Below are 15,590 nucleotides of genomic sequence, written 5' to 3'. Positions count from 1 at the left end.
TGATGTGGTTCTTGCTCCGTACAAATTATAGGCAGTGTTAGAAGTCAGGCCTATGATTTTATAAAACGAATGCTTTAAATAAAAGTTCCAACTCCTCTTGTGGATCTGCACACAATCCAGAATGTGTTTTAGAACTTTGAATGATGGTGCTTCTTGAAGCTGCCAACCATCGGAATCTGTCTGATACTTCAAATTCTCCAATGGTGCCTCCTTTCGGATTCCCTTTACAGACCTCTTCCCAAGCTTTTAAGTAATCGTACAACATAGTGATATCCAGATCCTCCGAAAACGCTTCCAATTTCTTTTTGTCGATTTTATATTTGACCCCCAAAAAGTTTTTTCGTTTAGAAAAAAGAAGCACGCCAACGTTAAAGAATTCTCCACGTTCTACTTTAGGAACAATCCTGATAATGGCATATTCATAAGTCACTTTATCTTGCATCTTGAGCTTCTTTTGCTAATACATCAATCATAGAAAGTTTTGTGGTCAGATAAAGAATATAAGCAGCTCGCATCTCATCTGGTGACAGAGTGTCGCCTTCATGCATCAACCAATCTTCTGGAATGCTTGCAATAATGTCAACAATTTTTTCAGGAAGAAGTGACAATTCAATACTCTTTGCTGCCGCAGGTAATTGTGTGGCCTGCGCTAATAACACATGATCCTTAATGAGTGGAAAGGACCGGGTGAGATGATTTTCCCAAGTGGGCCAGTTATGATGGAAATAAAAACTGGCACCATTATCAATTATCCAGAGTTCTTTGTTCCAAATCAGTAGGTTTGGGTTTTTTGGCGTCCGATCAATATTACTGATGATACTGTCCAATAATACCAGTTTTGACGCAAGTACGCCATCAACTTGATTTACCAAGGGGTCAAAGGTAATGGCTCCTGATAAAAAGTGCAGCCCAAGATTAAGACCAACACTAAACTTCAATAAATCCTGTATTTCTTCGTCAGGTTCGGTTTTGCTAAAGGAATCGTCGAGGTTCATAAAAACCACTTCCGGAACTTTTAAGCCAATGGCTCGTGCCAATTCTCCACCAATAAATTCGGCAATAAGTGCTTTTTTGCCCTGTCCGGCGCCACGAAATTTAAGCACGTACATAAATCCATCACTGGCTTTTACAATGGCTGGAAGTGAGCCGCCTTCGCGTAAAGGGCTAACATATTGCACCACATCAACGGTGCGAATATCAAGTGTATTCATAGAAACGAAGGTAGTAAAAAAGAAAATTGCTCAGGTATCAAAAAAACACATAATTAAGATCAGACATGATTTTTAGGCACCCAAGCAATTTGTTAGTTTTAAATTAGCAGCAGCCCGTTTCCGGTGAGCAAGATAGACCCTGTGAAATTTCAGAGAGTATCAATTTCGGCTTTTCGGAAGCTGTGCCTTTTTTTTCGGCATACACCGTAATACTGAAAATTCCGGTAGCATCCATATTAAAGTTATTTATTTCATCCGTTGAAAGATATTTCGAAAGGATATCATCAGGAATCGTTATCGGTTTTTCTTTTTGGATGGTGACATTTTGAAAACCTCTGTCTGTGATCAATTGCAGGTATTCTGATTTTTGAATGGCGCCCGCAACACATCCTGCATACATTTCAGCATCTTCTTTTAATGCATCAGGGAGGTTGCCTACCAAGACAATATCTGAAATGCTAAAGTGCCCTCCTGGTTTTAAAACCCTATGGATTTCTTCAATCACTTTTTTCTTGTCTGGCACGAGGTTGAGTACACAATTGCTGACAATTACATCGGCAACATTGTCGCTGATGGGCATGGCATCAATATCGCCTTCTCTAAACTCCACGTTATTATAGCCTAATTTTTCAGCATTGATACGTGCTTTCTCAATCATGATTGGGGTGAAATCAATACCTATTACTTTCCCTTCGGCTCCAGTTTCATGTCGCGCAACAAAACAGTCGTTTCCAGCTCCCGATCCTAAATCCACAACGGTATCACCTTTTTTGATTTTTGCAAATTGTGTTGGAAGGCCACATCCTAAACCTAAATCGGCTGCTTCGTTGTAGCCGTCAGTATCAGAATAGTCGTCCATCATAATGTTATAAATCTTGTTGGAAGGTGTGGTTGCGCCACAACATGAGGCTGCATTTTCCGCTTTTCCTTGCTCGGCAATTCGCGTATAACGTTCTTTGACGAGGTCTTTTAATTCTTGTTCCTTTTTCATGGTAACGAATTTTTTATAATGATTATATAATCAGTAATTTTAGCAGCATTCTTCCTTTATAGAAATATCTTGATCTAAAAATCCGCACATAATGCGCTTCATTTTAGTCCAATTTTTAGGGTCGATACAGTAGCAAACCCGAGTGCCATCAACACTTCCCTTAATTAAACCCAAACTTTTCAACTCTTTAAGATGTTGTGAAATAGTAGGTTGTGCGAGACCAATTTCATTGACCAGATCGCCGCAAACGCAAGTGTCAATTTTGAACAGATGTTGTAAAATTGCCACGCGTGCAGGATGACCGAAGGCTTTGGCAAAAAGTGCAATTTCGTTTTGCTGTTCGGTAAATATTTCCGTTTTGGAGATGCCCATAATTTCATTAAATTACTTCATTGCAATATTACGATGAATGCATTTCTTATCAAAGATGTTTTTTATTTATTTTTCAAATTCGTGAAAGAATTGCTCCAATTAACTAACCAGTATCAATTGTACTGTCAAAATTCTAAAAGTTAATAGGTTATTTTTATCGTAATGGTCAAAGAGGGTTACAAATGTCACTAAAGGAGCATCAATGTTGATGGAATTGAGGAGTTGAAAAATCAGGGATTTTGACTATAAGATTTGAGTTTAGCGCGCTTCCGTAATTTGTTTGAATAGTTTCGCAATCGTCTTTGGCGTCGTTTTACTTTAATATACTTCAATCTCATATCGTCATAAAAGAGACTCATGATTAAAATGGCCACCCCTAGAAATAGGGTGTTTAATTTCAATTCTAGTGTTGAGTAAAAAAATCCTGCAGACAATCCACCAAGGAAGAAGAAGGCAATAATGTACAATCGGAGTTTTATGGTCGATTTTATTTCTTTTCTGTTGGGGTGGGTTTTTGGAAAAAACAACTGTGAAAGCTCAATACCCAAATCCGTGAACAATCCTGTAAGATGCGTGGTTCTCACAACAGCATTTGAAAGTTTGGTGACGAACGAGTTCTGTAATCCCATGGCGAATAGCAACAAGCACACCATAACCTCTGCATTGAATTGTGAGGTATTGCTCATGATGGCGACTCCAGATAAGATCATACATTCGATAAGCGTTGGTATCACAAAAACATTTAATTTTTTGTTTTCTTTAAAATTTTCAATGAGAATGTTTGATGAAAAGGAACCAAAAAGGAAAGAAAATATATAAAGGAAATAAATAGTTCCCTTCCAAAATTTGAAATCTGCCACATCTCTAATAAAAAGTGCAAAATGCCCTGTCACGTTTGTGGTCAATTCGTTGAATGCCAAAATACCTGAAACGTTTACAATTCCGGCAACAAAGGACAGGACGATAGCAATCCGAAGATTGTGCTGTACTGTTCTCTTTTTTCCTTGATGTTTAAACATTCAGAGTTCTATGATTTGGTTAACTTATAACTTACGGTTTTATATCGAAACATGATTATTTCAATACTGATTTGTTCATATCGAATACCAACCCAATATAAGTATTGTTGTTAAATTTGAATTCATCTATTTTCTCCCAGCCCAATTTTCTGGTGTGTGCCTTTTCAGAAATGACGTTGATTTTATTTATGAAGGTAATTGAAAGGGGATATTTTTTTAAGAATTCAATTCTCATTTCTTCAAAAAGTTGGTTTAAAAGCCCCTTTCCTCTATGTTTTTCATCAATACACACCGGGCCATATTGAAAACTATTTGTGGTCGTTATTGGAGTGCCATGAAAGGACAATTTCGGAAAACGGGACACCATAAAATTAAAAATTTCCCATTGTTCAAAATATTTCCAGCTTCCAGCAAAGGCGTAGGCTACAATAGTATCGTTCGCGTTCTCCGCAACAAATAGGCCGTTTTGTTTAATGATGTCTTCAATTTGACTTCTTGTAAAAGGCGTGGTCACGAATCCCTTTTGACGTTCAAGAGCATTTAAATTTTTATATAGATATTTTTCCTGAAGTGAGAGAATGCCGGGGATGTCACTCTTATGTCCGATTCGTGTTTTTATCATGGGGAAGAGACTTTATGACCACCAATATTTGGATGAGATAGCCAACTAATTGGAGCCGCTAATTTAGCAAATAAATGTGGATGGTTAATCGCAGGTGTTAACTATTTAGACGATTTTGATATAATTTAAAAGTTACAGTAATTCTGGCCATTTAACTTTGAAAAGGTTAGGGTTCTGGCTTTATTTGAAGGTGCTGCATGCGCTTTCCTACCAATATTTTTTGCCCAACTGGTTTAAAGCCCAGTTTTAGATATAATTTTTTCGCCCCTGGGTTTTCTTCATCTACCAATAGCCCAATAGTATGTCCTTTTTGGGTGACATAATAATTGATCAAAAATTCCAATATGGTTGCGCCAATGCCTTTTCCTTGTTGGTTAGGATTTACGCCTAAGGAGTCTATATAAAATTCTCCGGGTTTGGTTTCATCTTCTGGATTAAACTCCGTTTTAAAGTTTTCTTCTATATACAGACTAATGGGAACTCTCAGCTCTTTTAATCGTGATCCGTCGTAAATGTTGACGGCAGCAATGATATGATGGTTGTCTTCCGCTACAAAGCAGTTTTGATAAGAATATTGATTGTGCTCCTGTTGGATGAAATGGATCAAAAAGTCTTTCGCTTTATTTGCATCCTTTTGACCGATAAACTCACATACAATATCTTCCATGGCCAACAATAGATATGTGGCAATGGCTGCTGAATCTTCTCTTTTTGCTTTTCTTATCTTTATTTGGGACATTGTTTTTTGCTGAGGTTTTAATGGGGTAGGAGATAGATTTTTATGATATTTTCTATCTCATATAATAGATATACACGGCAAATTTTATAATTTGAACCATATCTGAGTCGTTGATTTTAGTGTAGGTTTCTAAATAATGCAAGATTATTTTCTCAATGTTAAAATCGGATACATCGGTATATTTGGAATCTGACTTATGATAATATTTCGATTGTGATTGAAGTGAGATTTCTCTGCGCAGATCATCTCTTAAAACTCTGATATACTCTACCCGTTCTTGGTCATAAGCGGCTAGATGGTGATACTTTAATCGGCGTTTTATCTTCTTTTCAACGTCTTTAGAACCTCTAGAGTCACATTCGTAAGCTAAATCGCTAAAACAGATATAATCATAGGTTTGAACTGATTTTTTTGCCATCACTACTTTCTTAGGTGCGGGTTTTATGACATTATTGCTCTCAACAATTTAATTATACAATGGATAATTGACTTGTTGACAATAAGAAATCCGTTTTCGATGCTATCAAAAACGGATTCTTAAAGTATGATATGCTTTAATTTAACTGATAAATAGGGCAGAACTTACGAAGGGTCTATACTGATTGCCTCAGAAGTTCCTTTATTTTTTATCGCTCTTTTTTCGCAGGTTTTACAAAGTTCTGAAATGCCTTTCTGTTCCCATGATTCTTTTACAGTTCCGTTGGATATGCTCTCTCTACCTTTAATGTGTTGACAGTCTTCAAAAATATGATATTTATTTCCAGCACTGGTCCAATAGACATTGTCATTATCAAAATTTAGGTCTTTTAATGTGGTGGTTTGTTCATTGATCTCCTTAGTGTACTGTTCAATAGAAGGCGGATTGAAGTCAACACCAGAAATTCCAGCAATGAGCATCGCCACTACCGCGATACCACCAGCAATTCCTTTAGTTTTTCCATCCACGTCTTTGTTCATGAAAATGAGAATTACCAAAGGCAAGAATGCCAAAACGCCCATGATGGCGCCCAACTGATTTTGAACAAAGAACCGTGTCTTGTCCTTTTCAGATGCAGGATCCAACCGATTTGCTTTTTTCCAGAGCATAGATCCCGTAATGGATAAGGCTAAAATTGCTACAATAACAACAATTAACCAGACAAGTGTTTCGTTGTGGATTAATTTAAAAATGGCAAAGATCTGTCCCGCAATGGCAATGATCCACGCCAACATTGCGAAAAGTCGCAATTGTTTTGCTTTTCCTTTACTTTCAGGACTTGCTTCAAATACTTTTTGATCTGACATAATTATGGTTTTAATGGTTAGTTTTTTTGAATGCCATGTGCAAGCTCTGATCCTATAAATAGCATGTGGTCAGCAAGTTTCACTAGGTATCTCAATAAGCAAATATAGGATAAGTTTGACTCTTTTGAAATACCGATCCGTCATTTAATGCAAAAGGACTTTGTGTTTTTTTTTGATTGCAACTGTCGTTATGAATAATTTTCGTTTTTGATGTACAGGTAAACTTAAGAAACATCAACTTAGAAAACGTTTGACATCTTTATACATGTAGAGTGGATGGGTTCTTTTCATCTGATTTTATGTGGCGTTTTTTTAACCCTTGATAAAATCTTATCTTCCAAAAAGACACTATCTTATAGGGTAGTCAACATAGAATTAGAAATGCAAAGACACTGCTAATTTAAATAGAAGTATTAATTTCACATGTCAAAGAAAAATATAATATGAAAACACAAAAAGATAAACCTTGGATTGTAATCTATTCGGTCATGGCCCTTGTGTTCATTGTTTTGCACTATTTGTTAGAACTGAAGATTTTTGAACCCTGGGCAGAATACATTCCAGTTTTCAAAAAGCTGAGCATCAGCTTGTTTTTGATTTCATTGATTCTAGTCATAAGTAAAGTTATTTCTAGAATTGTCGATAACCAAAACTACCTTGAAGGCAATCGCTATAACCTCTTGCGAATTATAAGGTTTCTTACCATTGTTTTGAATCTTATTGTAGTTGTGGCTTTTTTGTTTCAGAATATTTATGCGGCAGCGGTTAGTTTTGGATTAATTTCTTTGGTTTTAGGTTTTGCCTTGCAGGCACCCATTGCCTCATTTATAGCTTGGGTTTATTTGATTTTCCGTCGTTCGTATCTGGTAGGTGATCGGATTCAAATTAACGGACTTCGTGGTGATGTGGTGGAGATCAGTTATCTGGACACTTCAATTTTGGAATGTAGCGGTGATTATTTGGGTAATGATCGCTCAAGCGGGCGGGTCATTCGATTTCCTAACAGTTTAATTTTAAGAGAAGAAATCATCAATTACTCAGGGCCACAACTTCCATTTATATGGAATGAAACGGCTATTCAGATAGCCTATACCAGCGATTTGCAATTTGTGGAAGATTGTCTTATGGCCGCCGCCAGAGCCGATTTTAAAGAACGTTATCCGCAGCGTCAAACCTTTAACAATGAGCAATGGGAACCAGCCGTCTATTTTAGGATCAACACATATGCATGGATGGAAGCTGTGATTTCTTATCCTGTGGAACCACAAGACACTACCGGGCGTCGCAACCGAATTCTGAGAGCGGCATTACCAATGTTGAATGCAGCGCCTGATAAGGTTAAATTCCCCGAAGGTGCGTTGCGTTAAAAATCGGTTAATTTTTAAGGGTTTTTTCGGTCTTAAATTGACCTGGAATCTGCTGCACATTAAAATAATTTAGTGGATTGGTATCGGTTTTATTTGCATAGTGTTTTTGAAAATCAATATTGAAGTTCAGATTACTAAAATCTAAGGTTTTCCTTGAATAATATCAATTCTGCACGGGCTTCCAAATCCACCAATGGAGGAAGATGGCATTATATCATTCTTGATAAAATTTACGAGCCTAAGTGTCGATCTTCCAAGGTCTGTGTTCAGTTGTATGTATGAGTTCCAGGATGGTTATTTCGTCATTTTCATTTGATAGAGGTGAAAATTTCTGGCCCAAAAATCCCTTTCCACTTTTTCCAGTTCAAATCCCACTTTTTCGTAAAACTTATAAGCATGCTGACTTGTACGGACCATTACGATTTCAACTGCGTGGTTTTTGCTCAAAAGGTTCATTCTGTATTGTATTAATTCTCGTCCGATTCCTTTTCCCTGTGAATTAGGTTCAATCATATCCCAGGAAATCCGAGCCAGTTTTTCTTCTGGAAAGTAGTTGATACCTCCAGCCCCGATAATTTCAGAGTTTTTCTCGAAGACAAAATAGTCTTCTAATTCACGAAGAAGATAATTTTCAAGATCGAATTCTTCTGAAGGATCAAAATACTTTGGCGTATTACGTCTAAACAAATCGATGACCTTTATTTTATCTTTATGTGAATAGCGTCTAATCATAGGATGGGTTAAGAGGATTATATAAACGGAGGTGTTTTTTGAAAAAAGATGGTTTATTTTAATGACCTAATTTAATAAGTTTTGGACCATATAAAATCATCTTTTATTATTTTTTAAAACCATAATAATGTATTTTCGTTTCTCTCAAATTAATTTGAATGCCAGAAGCCGAGTTTAAAGCCTTTAAAATGGTAGTTTAGAAGCCTATGGAATTTGACAATTTCAATCTAAAGCGAGTTCTTGTAAAATTGTTTTAACTGAACAATCTGGTACTAAATTCAATTTTCCCAAATCAATCCTTTGAGATGACGCGTGTATGAAACAACTATTGAAACTCACTTCCATTGGTCTGATTGCCGGCTTTGTGCTGATGTTGGTATTAAAAATCGTGATGGTCTTAACCGGTAATACAGCTTATGTGTTACTGTTTAATTTTGATTACATCCCTATAGTTAATGATTTGAAACCGGTTTGGCTATTTGGACAAGTTTTTCATTATTTAACCTGTATTGTCAGTGTTGTCGCGCTTTTTCACATATTAAAATCTTGGAACTTGCAGAAGACAATTTGGCCTTATATTCTGGTGTATACTATAGGTGGGGGCGCATTGTTTTTTCTTACGGCGTTGTCCGAATTGCCACCTGCAGCAAACGATATTATGGCTTGGATCTACTGGACTGTTGCCCATGCGATATTTGGATATGCTGTTGGGGCAATGGTGAAAAAATGGATGTAATGAAAATGCGAAGTTGAATTATTGTTTATTTATATTCACGCTTCTTGCATTGCCAAATAAGTTAAGAAGGCTCAAAATAGTTTTACTTTTTCAAAACGCGTACAGCGCTGGTATTTTTAAAAAAGAACAAAGCGTCGTAACGCAATGGGATTATGGTAGGTACAAATTGTCGTCTATCTCCCCGCGGATTATAGACCACCCCAACAGCTCTATTACCAATTGCCTTTAGATTTTCTTCCTTTCGATCCTCATCGTCAAAAATCAGGTAAAATTGATCGTGATCAAATTGATTCAATGTGTATTCAATACTTTTGGGAATAGCGGGCGGAATGGTCATTTCCTTCATGGGAGCGCCCCATTTGGAGCCTGCCATCACTTTTCCTTCATAGGTTGTAAAGCCGATCAAGAAAACATTTGCCTCCCCCAATCTTTCTCGGATGAGCTGTCCAATATTTTTTTGGCCCGCGTTACGCATACTTGTGTACTCCGCATCACCAATATGGGTGTTATGTGCCCAGACAATTCCCTTGGAATTCTCACCGTAAAGATTTAATAACTCATTGACGGTGCCATGCATATGATGGACTCGGGAATTCCATGAATTAGGGCCTGATGAAGCGACACTTTCTCTATAAAACTCCTCGGCATTCTGTACGACGGTCGCGTTTTGTAATATATAAAAATAAGTGTCATCTGAAATAGCTGATAATTTATTTCGATGGGTTCTTATATACTCCACCACATTTTTGGTAGCCGTTGTACAAGCCTCTTTGCCGGCGTTTACGGCATGTGCATAGCTCCAGCTATCTCCCTTATGGGGTTCAAAACACTTGTATTGATCTTTTACAAAAGTATAAGTCGTCTGGTCTATTGTTTTAAGTAAATCTAGAATTTCTTTTTTGGAATTCCATTCGTCATAGACATCCATCCCATAAAACCCAACTTTTTTATGTTGAGGTAATGTGTCATTATGTTTGCGGAGCCATTCAGCCAATGCCACAACCTCTTCATTGGACCACATCCAAGTTGGCCATCTATGAAGCTTTTGCAAAATCTCTTTCGCGGAATTTGCCGCGCCATCCTGGTTTTTAATATAAAGATTGAGATGGTATAAACTCGCAAAATCGCCTTCTACCGCAATAAAATTAAAGCCCTGTTCGGCTATTAGCCTTCTGCTTATCTTGTCTCGCCATAAGTAATATTCGTGGGTACCATGACTGGCCTCTCCCAACAATACCAATTCTTTATCGGCAGCTGCCAATATGAGCCTATCCAAACTCGAGTCTCCTTCAAGAGGAATAGCTTTTTGTTTTATATTTTGTGCAGAAGAAAGCATAGTTCCAAATAATAAAATAAACCCTAAAAAATTGTTCATGAGTAATTGATTCATAAGAGAATCAAGATAATCATAATTCATGTGTTTGTCAAGTAATTGAGGGCTCATTTTCAATTCAATAGCCATAAAAAGCATATGCTCATCTGAAAAAATATAGACTTATGGATGCTTCAAGGTTTATATGGCCGTAGAGGCCAATTTTAAGTTATTTACGGCTAGGTTCCGCTTTGTACTTTACTTCTCTGGATTCGAGTTCCGCTCTATTTCCAAATAACCACATAAGAATTCCACCAGTTAGAAACATCCATATGGCATAGGCTGCGGTTGGAATGCTCATTTCAAAATTGTTTAGTATTGAGGTGGCAATGACAATGGCCAGGGTTCCGTTTTGTATGCCACTTTCTACCGTGATGGATATGGCACTCTTTAAATTCAATTTAAATAATTGAGCCGTTAGATACCCCACTCCCATAGTTAGGATATTTAATAATAAGGTAACCAGTCCTACTTCTCTCATTGCTTTACCCAGAATTGTATAATTTGCAGCCAACACGGCAATAAAGACGATAATAAAAATTACGGTGGATGCCGTACGCATTGGTTTTTCCATCCGTCTGGCGAAGTCTGGTTTCAATCTGCGAATGAACATGCCTATTGAAATTGGAATAATGGTGATTCCCATTATTTGAATGATCGTATGTAATATAGGGAGTTTAATTGCGACACCAGTTTCAGTGCCAAAATAGTCCAAGGCATAGGATAAAATAAAAGGAATCGTAAAAACACAAATAATACTTGAAATGGCAGTTAATGTCACTGATAGTGCAATGTTCCCTCTACAAACCTGTGTTATTAAATTGCTCGTTGCCCCTCCGGGACAAGTTGACAGAATCATTAAACCAACCGCCATTACCGGATGTAAGTTAAAAGCTATGGCTAATGAAAAACCAATAATTGGCAAAAAAATAAGTTGATTGGTAAGACCAACTAAAATGGCTTTTGGGTTTTTTAGGATTCTACTGAAATCGGCCAGCACTAAAGTCATTCCCATGCCAAGCATGATAATAGCAAGAGATAAAGGTAAAAATATGTTGCTTATGATTTCAGCTGCTGTCATTGATAGAGTCATTAGTTATTCATCTGGTCATAGGTGTTTTAGGAAACGTTTATTTTTAAGAAGAATTAGGGCACAAGTAGCTAACATACTAAAAATAGTATGAATTAGCGAAAAACCTGACTTCCAGTACTTTTGACTAGGGTCGGGTTTTCATAAGCCATGTCGGGAATTTTATTGGTGTTTTTTCAATTCTACAAAACAACCCTTGGTCATAAAAAGCCAATATTTTTTCTAACTTAAACTTATAGTATTTCCTCCGTGATTTTTGAATAAAATGCCAATTATCATGAAAAATTTGCTGATCCCAGATCCAATCTTTCACGCGTTTAGCCCATCAGGATAGAAATATCAGATGTCAATAGTGTGAAATACGATTAATTTTTAATTGCTCTTTACTTGATAAAGCGTTTTGGAAACCTCTTCATATTTATCTCCTTCATTCCATACGGGTGTTTGGTTGTCATTAGCTATATTTCGACCTGCCAGGACGTAAGCTTGAAAGAATTTTAGCAAATAGTCATAATCTAAAGTATTGGCCTCATCTCCGGGTTGATGGTAGTATTTGGTAACGTCTCCATCAAATGATGTAAAACCTAGCGAAAATGTAGGCGCAGGAATTCCTTTTTTAGCAAAATTGACATTATCACTTCTATCAAATAGGCCTTGTTCTTTGGCGGGATCTTCAATTGCTCTTAATCCAAAAGCTTGTGCGGCATTAAAAATATTATTTTCGGCAGACGTTCTGGTCAGTCCGATAACAGATATCACTGAAGTATCGTTATAGCCGGCATTGTCACTGTTAAAGCAATAGACCATTTGGTTTAATGGCAATACGGGGTTTTCAACATAATAACTGCTTCCTAGTAGTCCTCTTTCTTCTCCAGTAAAGAGAATAAATAATGCTGAGCGTTTTGTTGGATATTTGGCTAAGTTTTTGGCCATGCTCAATACTGTAGTTGTGCCTACGGCGTTGTCTCGAGCGCCGTTATAAATGGAATCGCCAGTTGCGTCAGGTTCACCAATACCAACATGATCATAATGTGCTGAATAAATAATGAATTCATTCTTAAGCTGTGCATCGGTGCCTTCAACCATACCAATGACGTTTTGGGAAATTACCTGTTCCTCATGTTTCTCGCCAATTGAAATGGCAGAACTGATCTTTTTAGCCTTACTTAATTGTTCGGCCATTTTTCCTTCTTTATCCAAAGCCCAGACATAGGTGATAACGTCATTACTACTTGTATTGGTTTCCTCTAAGTCAACGCTCAGGGTGGGTCTATTAAAATTGTGATCAATAGAGCTCCACATGCCATCGTCAACTTTTAATAACTCAATAATAGCGTTAACACCGTGGTCTTTGGCTAATTTCTCTTTGGTGCGGCGCAATCTAAAGGCAGCTCTCCCTTCGTTAGTTTCAGGGCTTCCAGCTTTTACAATAATTACTTTCCCCTTTACATCCTTTCCTTTATAATCATCAGTTAAACCATAATTTAAGAATATGGCGTCTTGGTTTGATACCATTGCAGCAGTATTAACAATGACATAATCGGTTAATATTTGGCCATTTATTACTATGGATACATCCTTTGGAGGAAATTTGCGTTTAAGTTTTACCTCTTGATAATAGGTTCCTGTTTTTGGGTTAGGTTTTACACCATAACCACGAAAGCTATTGGCTAGATATGAGGCCGCAATTTTAAGTTCAGGAGAACCTGTTTCCCGCCCTTTTAAAAGATCGTCAGCCAAAAAATAAATATGACCTTCAATTTCTGATTTGCTAATGGTTTCTGATACTTTTTCAATTTCGGTTTGTGCTGTTAAGGTAAAAACGCATCCAAGCGCAAGTAATAATGCCAGTTTTTTCATTTTATTAGTTTCATGTTAGTTATTGTTTTTCCTGTTTTACCTTGACCGCCGCTGTTTTTATCGTATTAATCCTAAGATTTTGTTGAGCCGGTAAACAACTAATTTAGTAAAAACAAAATGAATGGAAAATCTGACCTCTTTGGTATTTGTGTGTTGAAGATCTTCTAAGTAGCTAAAACATATTGTTGGCTGTTTCTATCTTACGAGTTTGGTGCTATAGCGTTTGTACGTCGCTACCTCCTTTTCTAATTGTTTTGAAGAAACTCTTTTCCATCTCTCAATACCGGACCATCAATGACTTTCTCCAGATTCAAATCAATTTCAATTCCGCTAAATAACTTATATTCTAATTTTATAAACCCATATTTATCTGAAAAGTAAGCTTTAAGTGTAGATTCTCCAATAGCTGATTTTGCGACTGCATTAATTATCAAGCACTCTATTTCTCCTAATTTAGAATCAATGTTTTCCTTTCCAACAATTTCGTATTCGTAGTTCAATAATAATTTATCTTCCCATTCTCCCCATTCTTTATGTGACCAGTGATTATTTATAAGCATGCTGTCAGTCCAAGTGTAACCAATAGATTTGTTTAACTTTACATAAGGAAATGGACACGTTTCTAAAGATTGGAAAAACCCCGCTCTTGGTGGATGGATCCACACATTCTTATCGTTTTCTACGAGACCTGTAGTTGCTATAAGAGTAGGGTTAGGTTCATAACTATATAATATTTGAGTCTGATTTCTAATTAATCTCTTAAATATTTTGGGTTTGAGAACTGTTAAATGAATTTCAGAAATTTTTACGGAGTCTATGTTTTTAGTAAGTTTAAAATCATCATGTTCATTACTTTTAAGGAAATAATCTGAGTTATTATCTCTTATGTGAATACTGAACACGAACTCTTTTCCAAGTGTGTAAATGGTATTGTTTTTATCAATTTTACTCTTTTCAATATGTAAACTACCATATTGCTGCCCAAAAGATAAATTTGTAGCGATAATAAAAAATAATAAGAAAGCTTTTTGCATAGTTGGTAGTGGCGTTAAGTGTGTGATTTGTGGCAAGGTTGGTCACGGAAAATTGCAATTGGTCAACTGCCAGTGGAAAAACCGTCCTGCAACGCATTTGGCGTTGAGGATTTTCCAAGTAGGCGAGGACTAGCCATTGCTTATACACATCTTTGTTAGCTTTTAGTGCTTTTTTTTCGTTGTCCTCCAGTCTGTTTGTTTATTAATTCCGCTTTTTTTATTTGAAATTCTGTCGTACTCAGAACAACATAAATATCTGTTTGTTTTTTTATCAAACTTGATTAAATTCCAGAAAGTTTTATTCAGGTTTGAGTGTGTAATTCAGATTTTGATCTATCAATCGTATTTGGATTTTAGAATCAAACTAAAAAATCCAGCTTAATTTTTTTAAGTTAAATTGATGCTATTCGTTCTGGATAATTTCTGTTTTCTTCCAATAATAAAATATAAAAGAGCTCCTAAAAAGTTCCCGAGCAAAACTACTAAAAGCCATACAATTTTATTGTTTGCAGAAAATTCGTTTCTTACAATGTCAATGAGGGCAATAATCGTTGGTATAATTCCAAGAAATACAGTGGCTAATATTAGAATTATTTGCCAAGGTCCAATCGCTAAAAAATAGTTCATAATTTTTGTTTTAATTTTTTATATCCGTAATTTTTGTCAGCATTAAAGCTAACGTGTTTGTGTATGATTAGTGGCGTGTTTAAGCACCTAATTTAGTAAACAAAAACGAACCCGAGAAAATTCCGAAGGAATTTTCCAAATAAGCACTTGCCAAAGCAATTAATTATACACGGCTTAAGTTTGATTTTTAATAAATCAGTTAACTTTAAGTATTAATCAGAAAGAACCAAAGAGCGGAATAAGGTTACTATACTCGGTGAAGCTTTTAGACTTCGGCAACATTGATAATCCCCGCTCTTTTACTACTTCAATCACGTTCAGTTCCCCGCCTGAACTGTTGGGCAGGTGTGAGACCTAGATCTCATTTTCAAGTTGTTGTGACCCGAGTGGTTAGTTCTTTCATAAATTGTTTTGATATGAATAAATATAGGGAAACTTTTGGAGTTGACATCAGCAAGGATGTCTTTGATTTGCACGGTAGCAATAGTGGCCACGATCAGTTCAAGAATGATGAAAAGGGATTTAATTCCTTTT

At 36.4% G+C, this 15,590-nt stretch carries 17 protein-coding genes and 1 pseudogene; 3 read left to right on the top strand and 15 right to left on the bottom strand.

Annotated elements, in window-relative coordinates; genetic code table 11:
* Positions 1 to 58: 58 nt before the first annotated feature.
* The 9 genes from VLZ86_RS14220 to VLZ86_RS14180 form a co-directional block, all read right to left on the bottom strand.
* Positions 59 to 442: a DUF3037 domain-containing protein gene (locus tag VLZ86_RS14220; RefSeq protein WP_325452488.1), complete on the bottom strand. Its 384-nt coding sequence runs from the start codon at positions 440 to 442 to the stop codon at positions 59 to 61.
* On the bottom strand, positions 432 to 1,211 hold the full coding sequence (locus tag VLZ86_RS14215; RefSeq protein ID WP_325452486.1) for a HipA family kinase: 780 nt from the start codon (positions 1,209 to 1,211) through the stop codon (positions 432 to 434). The genes VLZ86_RS14220 and VLZ86_RS14215 overlap by 11 nt, the downstream gene beginning before the upstream one ends.
* Positions 1,212 to 1,314: 103 nt before the next feature.
* Positions 1,315 to 2,202: an arsenite methyltransferase gene (locus tag VLZ86_RS14210; RefSeq protein ID WP_325452484.1), complete on the bottom strand. Its 888-nt coding sequence runs from the start codon at positions 2,200 to 2,202 to the stop codon at positions 1,315 to 1,317.
* Between the two features lie 39 nt (positions 2,203 to 2,241).
* Positions 2,242 to 2,574 (bottom strand): metalloregulator ArsR/SmtB family transcription factor, encoded by a 333-nt coding sequence (locus VLZ86_RS14205; protein ID WP_325452482.1) that lies wholly within the window; start codon positions 2,572 to 2,574, stop codon positions 2,242 to 2,244.
* Between the two features lie 230 nt (positions 2,575 to 2,804).
* Positions 2,805 to 3,593, bottom strand: coding sequence for a YoaK family protein (locus VLZ86_RS14200; RefSeq protein WP_325452480.1), 789 nt, complete (start codon positions 3,591 to 3,593; stop codon positions 2,805 to 2,807).
* A gap of 55 nt (positions 3,594 to 3,648) precedes the next feature.
* Positions 3,649 to 4,215, bottom strand: coding sequence for a GNAT family acetyltransferase (locus tag VLZ86_RS14195; protein WP_325452478.1), 567 nt, complete (start codon positions 4,213 to 4,215; stop codon positions 3,649 to 3,651).
* A gap of 166 nt (positions 4,216 to 4,381) precedes the next feature.
* Complete coding sequence (locus VLZ86_RS14190; RefSeq protein ID WP_325452476.1) at positions 4,382 to 4,954, bottom strand: GNAT family N-acetyltransferase; 573 nt, start codon at positions 4,952 to 4,954, stop codon at positions 4,382 to 4,384.
* A 52-nt stretch (positions 4,955 to 5,006) separates the two neighbouring features.
* Complete coding sequence (locus tag VLZ86_RS14185; protein WP_325452474.1) at positions 5,007 to 5,372, bottom strand: hypothetical protein; 366 nt, start codon at positions 5,370 to 5,372, stop codon at positions 5,007 to 5,009.
* A gap of 164 nt (positions 5,373 to 5,536) precedes the next feature.
* The gene (locus VLZ86_RS14180) at positions 5,537 to 6,238 is read right to left on the bottom strand and encodes a hypothetical protein (RefSeq protein WP_325452472.1); all 702 of its coding nucleotides are present in this window, start codon (positions 6,236 to 6,238) and stop codon (positions 5,537 to 5,539) included.
* A 443-nt stretch (positions 6,239 to 6,681) separates the two neighbouring features.
* On the opposite strand from VLZ86_RS14180, the gene VLZ86_RS14175 reads away from it, so the two are divergent.
* Entirely contained in the window at positions 6,682 to 7,605 is a 924-nt protein-coding gene (locus VLZ86_RS14175; protein WP_325452470.1) for a mechanosensitive ion channel family protein, read from the top strand.
* Positions 7,606 to 7,899: 294 nt separating this feature from the next.
* Here the strand turns inward: VLZ86_RS14175 and VLZ86_RS14170 are convergent, their stop codons facing one another.
* Positions 7,900 to 8,337, bottom strand: coding sequence for a GNAT family N-acetyltransferase (locus VLZ86_RS14170; RefSeq protein ID WP_325452468.1), 438 nt, complete (start codon positions 8,335 to 8,337; stop codon positions 7,900 to 7,902).
* A gap of 316 nt (positions 8,338 to 8,653) precedes the next feature.
* On the opposite strand from VLZ86_RS14170, the gene VLZ86_RS14165 reads away from it, so the two are divergent.
* On the top strand, positions 8,654 to 9,073 hold the full coding sequence (locus VLZ86_RS14165) for a hypothetical protein (RefSeq protein ID WP_325452466.1): 420 nt from the start codon (positions 8,654 to 8,656) through the stop codon (positions 9,071 to 9,073).
* Positions 9,074 to 9,155: 82 nt separating this feature from the next.
* Here the strand turns inward: VLZ86_RS14165 and VLZ86_RS14160 are convergent, their stop codons facing one another.
* The 5 genes from VLZ86_RS14160 to VLZ86_RS14140 form a co-directional block, all read right to left on the bottom strand.
* Positions 9,156 to 10,448, bottom strand: a complete 1,293-nt coding sequence (locus VLZ86_RS14160; RefSeq protein WP_325452464.1) for an erythromycin esterase family protein — start codon at positions 10,446 to 10,448, stop codon at positions 9,156 to 9,158.
* Positions 10,449 to 10,614: 166 nt separating this feature from the next.
* A complete protein-coding gene (locus tag VLZ86_RS14155) occupies positions 10,615 to 11,526 on the bottom strand; it encodes a bile acid:sodium symporter family protein (protein ID WP_325452462.1) in 912 nt (303 codons plus the stop codon).
* A gap of 381 nt (positions 11,527 to 11,907) precedes the next feature.
* Complete coding sequence (locus VLZ86_RS14150) at positions 11,908 to 13,395, bottom strand: M28 family peptidase (RefSeq protein ID WP_325452460.1); 1,488 nt, start codon at positions 13,393 to 13,395, stop codon at positions 11,908 to 11,910.
* Between the two features lie 245 nt (positions 13,396 to 13,640).
* On the bottom strand, positions 13,641 to 14,429 hold the full coding sequence (locus VLZ86_RS14145) for a hypothetical protein (protein WP_325452458.1): 789 nt from the start codon (positions 14,427 to 14,429) through the stop codon (positions 13,641 to 13,643).
* A 387-nt stretch (positions 14,430 to 14,816) separates the two neighbouring features.
* Positions 14,817 to 15,056: a PLD nuclease N-terminal domain-containing protein gene (locus tag VLZ86_RS14140; RefSeq protein ID WP_325452456.1), complete on the bottom strand. Its 240-nt coding sequence runs from the start codon at positions 15,054 to 15,056 to the stop codon at positions 14,817 to 14,819.
* Positions 15,057 to 15,472: 416 nt separating this feature from the next.
* Between VLZ86_RS14140 and VLZ86_RS16335 the strand changes: the two are divergent.
* Positions 15,473 to 15,590 (top strand): annotated as a pseudogene (locus VLZ86_RS16335) (IS110 family transposase); the annotation flags it as partial.

This window comes from Gelidibacter sp. (assembly GCF_035515035.1).
Taxonomy (GTDB): Bacteria; Bacteroidota; Bacteroidia; order Flavobacteriales; family Flavobacteriaceae; genus Gelidibacter.
Note: the sequence above shows the minus strand (reverse complement) of the source record. Positions and strands in the feature narration are given on the sequence as shown.

Excerpts from the sequence above, each read along its gene's own strand:
- VLZ86_RS14150 (WP_325452460.1), bottom strand. The coding sequence starts at position 13,395 with ATGAAAAAACTGGCATTATTACTTGCGCTTGGATGCGTTTTTACCTTA.
- VLZ86_RS14205 (WP_325452482.1), bottom strand. The coding sequence starts at position 2,574 with ATGGGCATCTCCAAAACGGAAATATTTACCGAACAGCAAAACGAAATT.
- VLZ86_RS14215 (WP_325452486.1), bottom strand. The coding sequence starts at position 1,211 with ATGAATACACTTGATATTCGCACCGTTGATGTGGTGCAATATGTTAGC.
- VLZ86_RS14185 (WP_325452474.1), bottom strand. The coding sequence starts at position 5,372 with ATGGCAAAAAAATCAGTTCAAACCTATGATTATATCTGTTTTAGCGAT.
- VLZ86_RS14175 (WP_325452470.1), top strand. The coding sequence starts at position 6,682 with ATGAAAACACAAAAAGATAAACCTTGGATTGTAATCTATTCGGTCATG.
- VLZ86_RS14170 (WP_325452468.1), bottom strand. The coding sequence starts at position 8,337 with ATGATTAGACGCTATTCACATAAAGATAAAATAAAGGTCATCGATTTG.
- VLZ86_RS14195 (WP_325452478.1), bottom strand. The coding sequence starts at position 4,215 with ATGATAAAAACACGAATCGGACATAAGAGTGACATCCCCGGCATTCTC.
- VLZ86_RS14140 (WP_325452456.1), bottom strand. The coding sequence starts at position 15,056 with ATGAACTATTTTTTAGCGATTGGACCTTGGCAAATAATTCTAATATTA.
- VLZ86_RS14210 (WP_325452484.1), bottom strand. The coding sequence starts at position 2,202 with ATGAAAAAGGAACAAGAATTAAAAGACCTCGTCAAAGAACGTTATACG.
- VLZ86_RS14155 (WP_325452462.1), bottom strand. The coding sequence starts at position 11,526 with ATGACAGCAGCTGAAATCATAAGCAACATATTTTTACCTTTATCTCTT.
- VLZ86_RS14165 (WP_325452466.1), top strand. The coding sequence starts at position 8,654 with ATGAAACAACTATTGAAACTCACTTCCATTGGTCTGATTGCCGGCTTT.
- VLZ86_RS14200 (WP_325452480.1), bottom strand. The coding sequence starts at position 3,593 with ATGTTTAAACATCAAGGAAAAAAGAGAACAGTACAGCACAATCTTCGG.
- VLZ86_RS14160 (WP_325452464.1), bottom strand. The coding sequence starts at position 10,448 with ATGAACAATTTTTTAGGGTTTATTTTATTATTTGGAACTATGCTTTCT.
- VLZ86_RS14220 (WP_325452488.1), bottom strand. The coding sequence starts at position 442 with ATGCAAGATAAAGTGACTTATGAATATGCCATTATCAGGATTGTTCCT.
- VLZ86_RS14180 (WP_325452472.1), bottom strand. The coding sequence starts at position 6,238 with ATGTCAGATCAAAAAGTATTTGAAGCAAGTCCTGAAAGTAAAGGAAAA.
- VLZ86_RS14190 (WP_325452476.1), bottom strand. The coding sequence starts at position 4,954 with ATGTCCCAAATAAAGATAAGAAAAGCAAAAAGAGAAGATTCAGCAGCC.
- VLZ86_RS14145 (WP_325452458.1), bottom strand. The coding sequence starts at position 14,429 with ATGCAAAAAGCTTTCTTATTATTTTTTATTATCGCTACAAATTTATCT.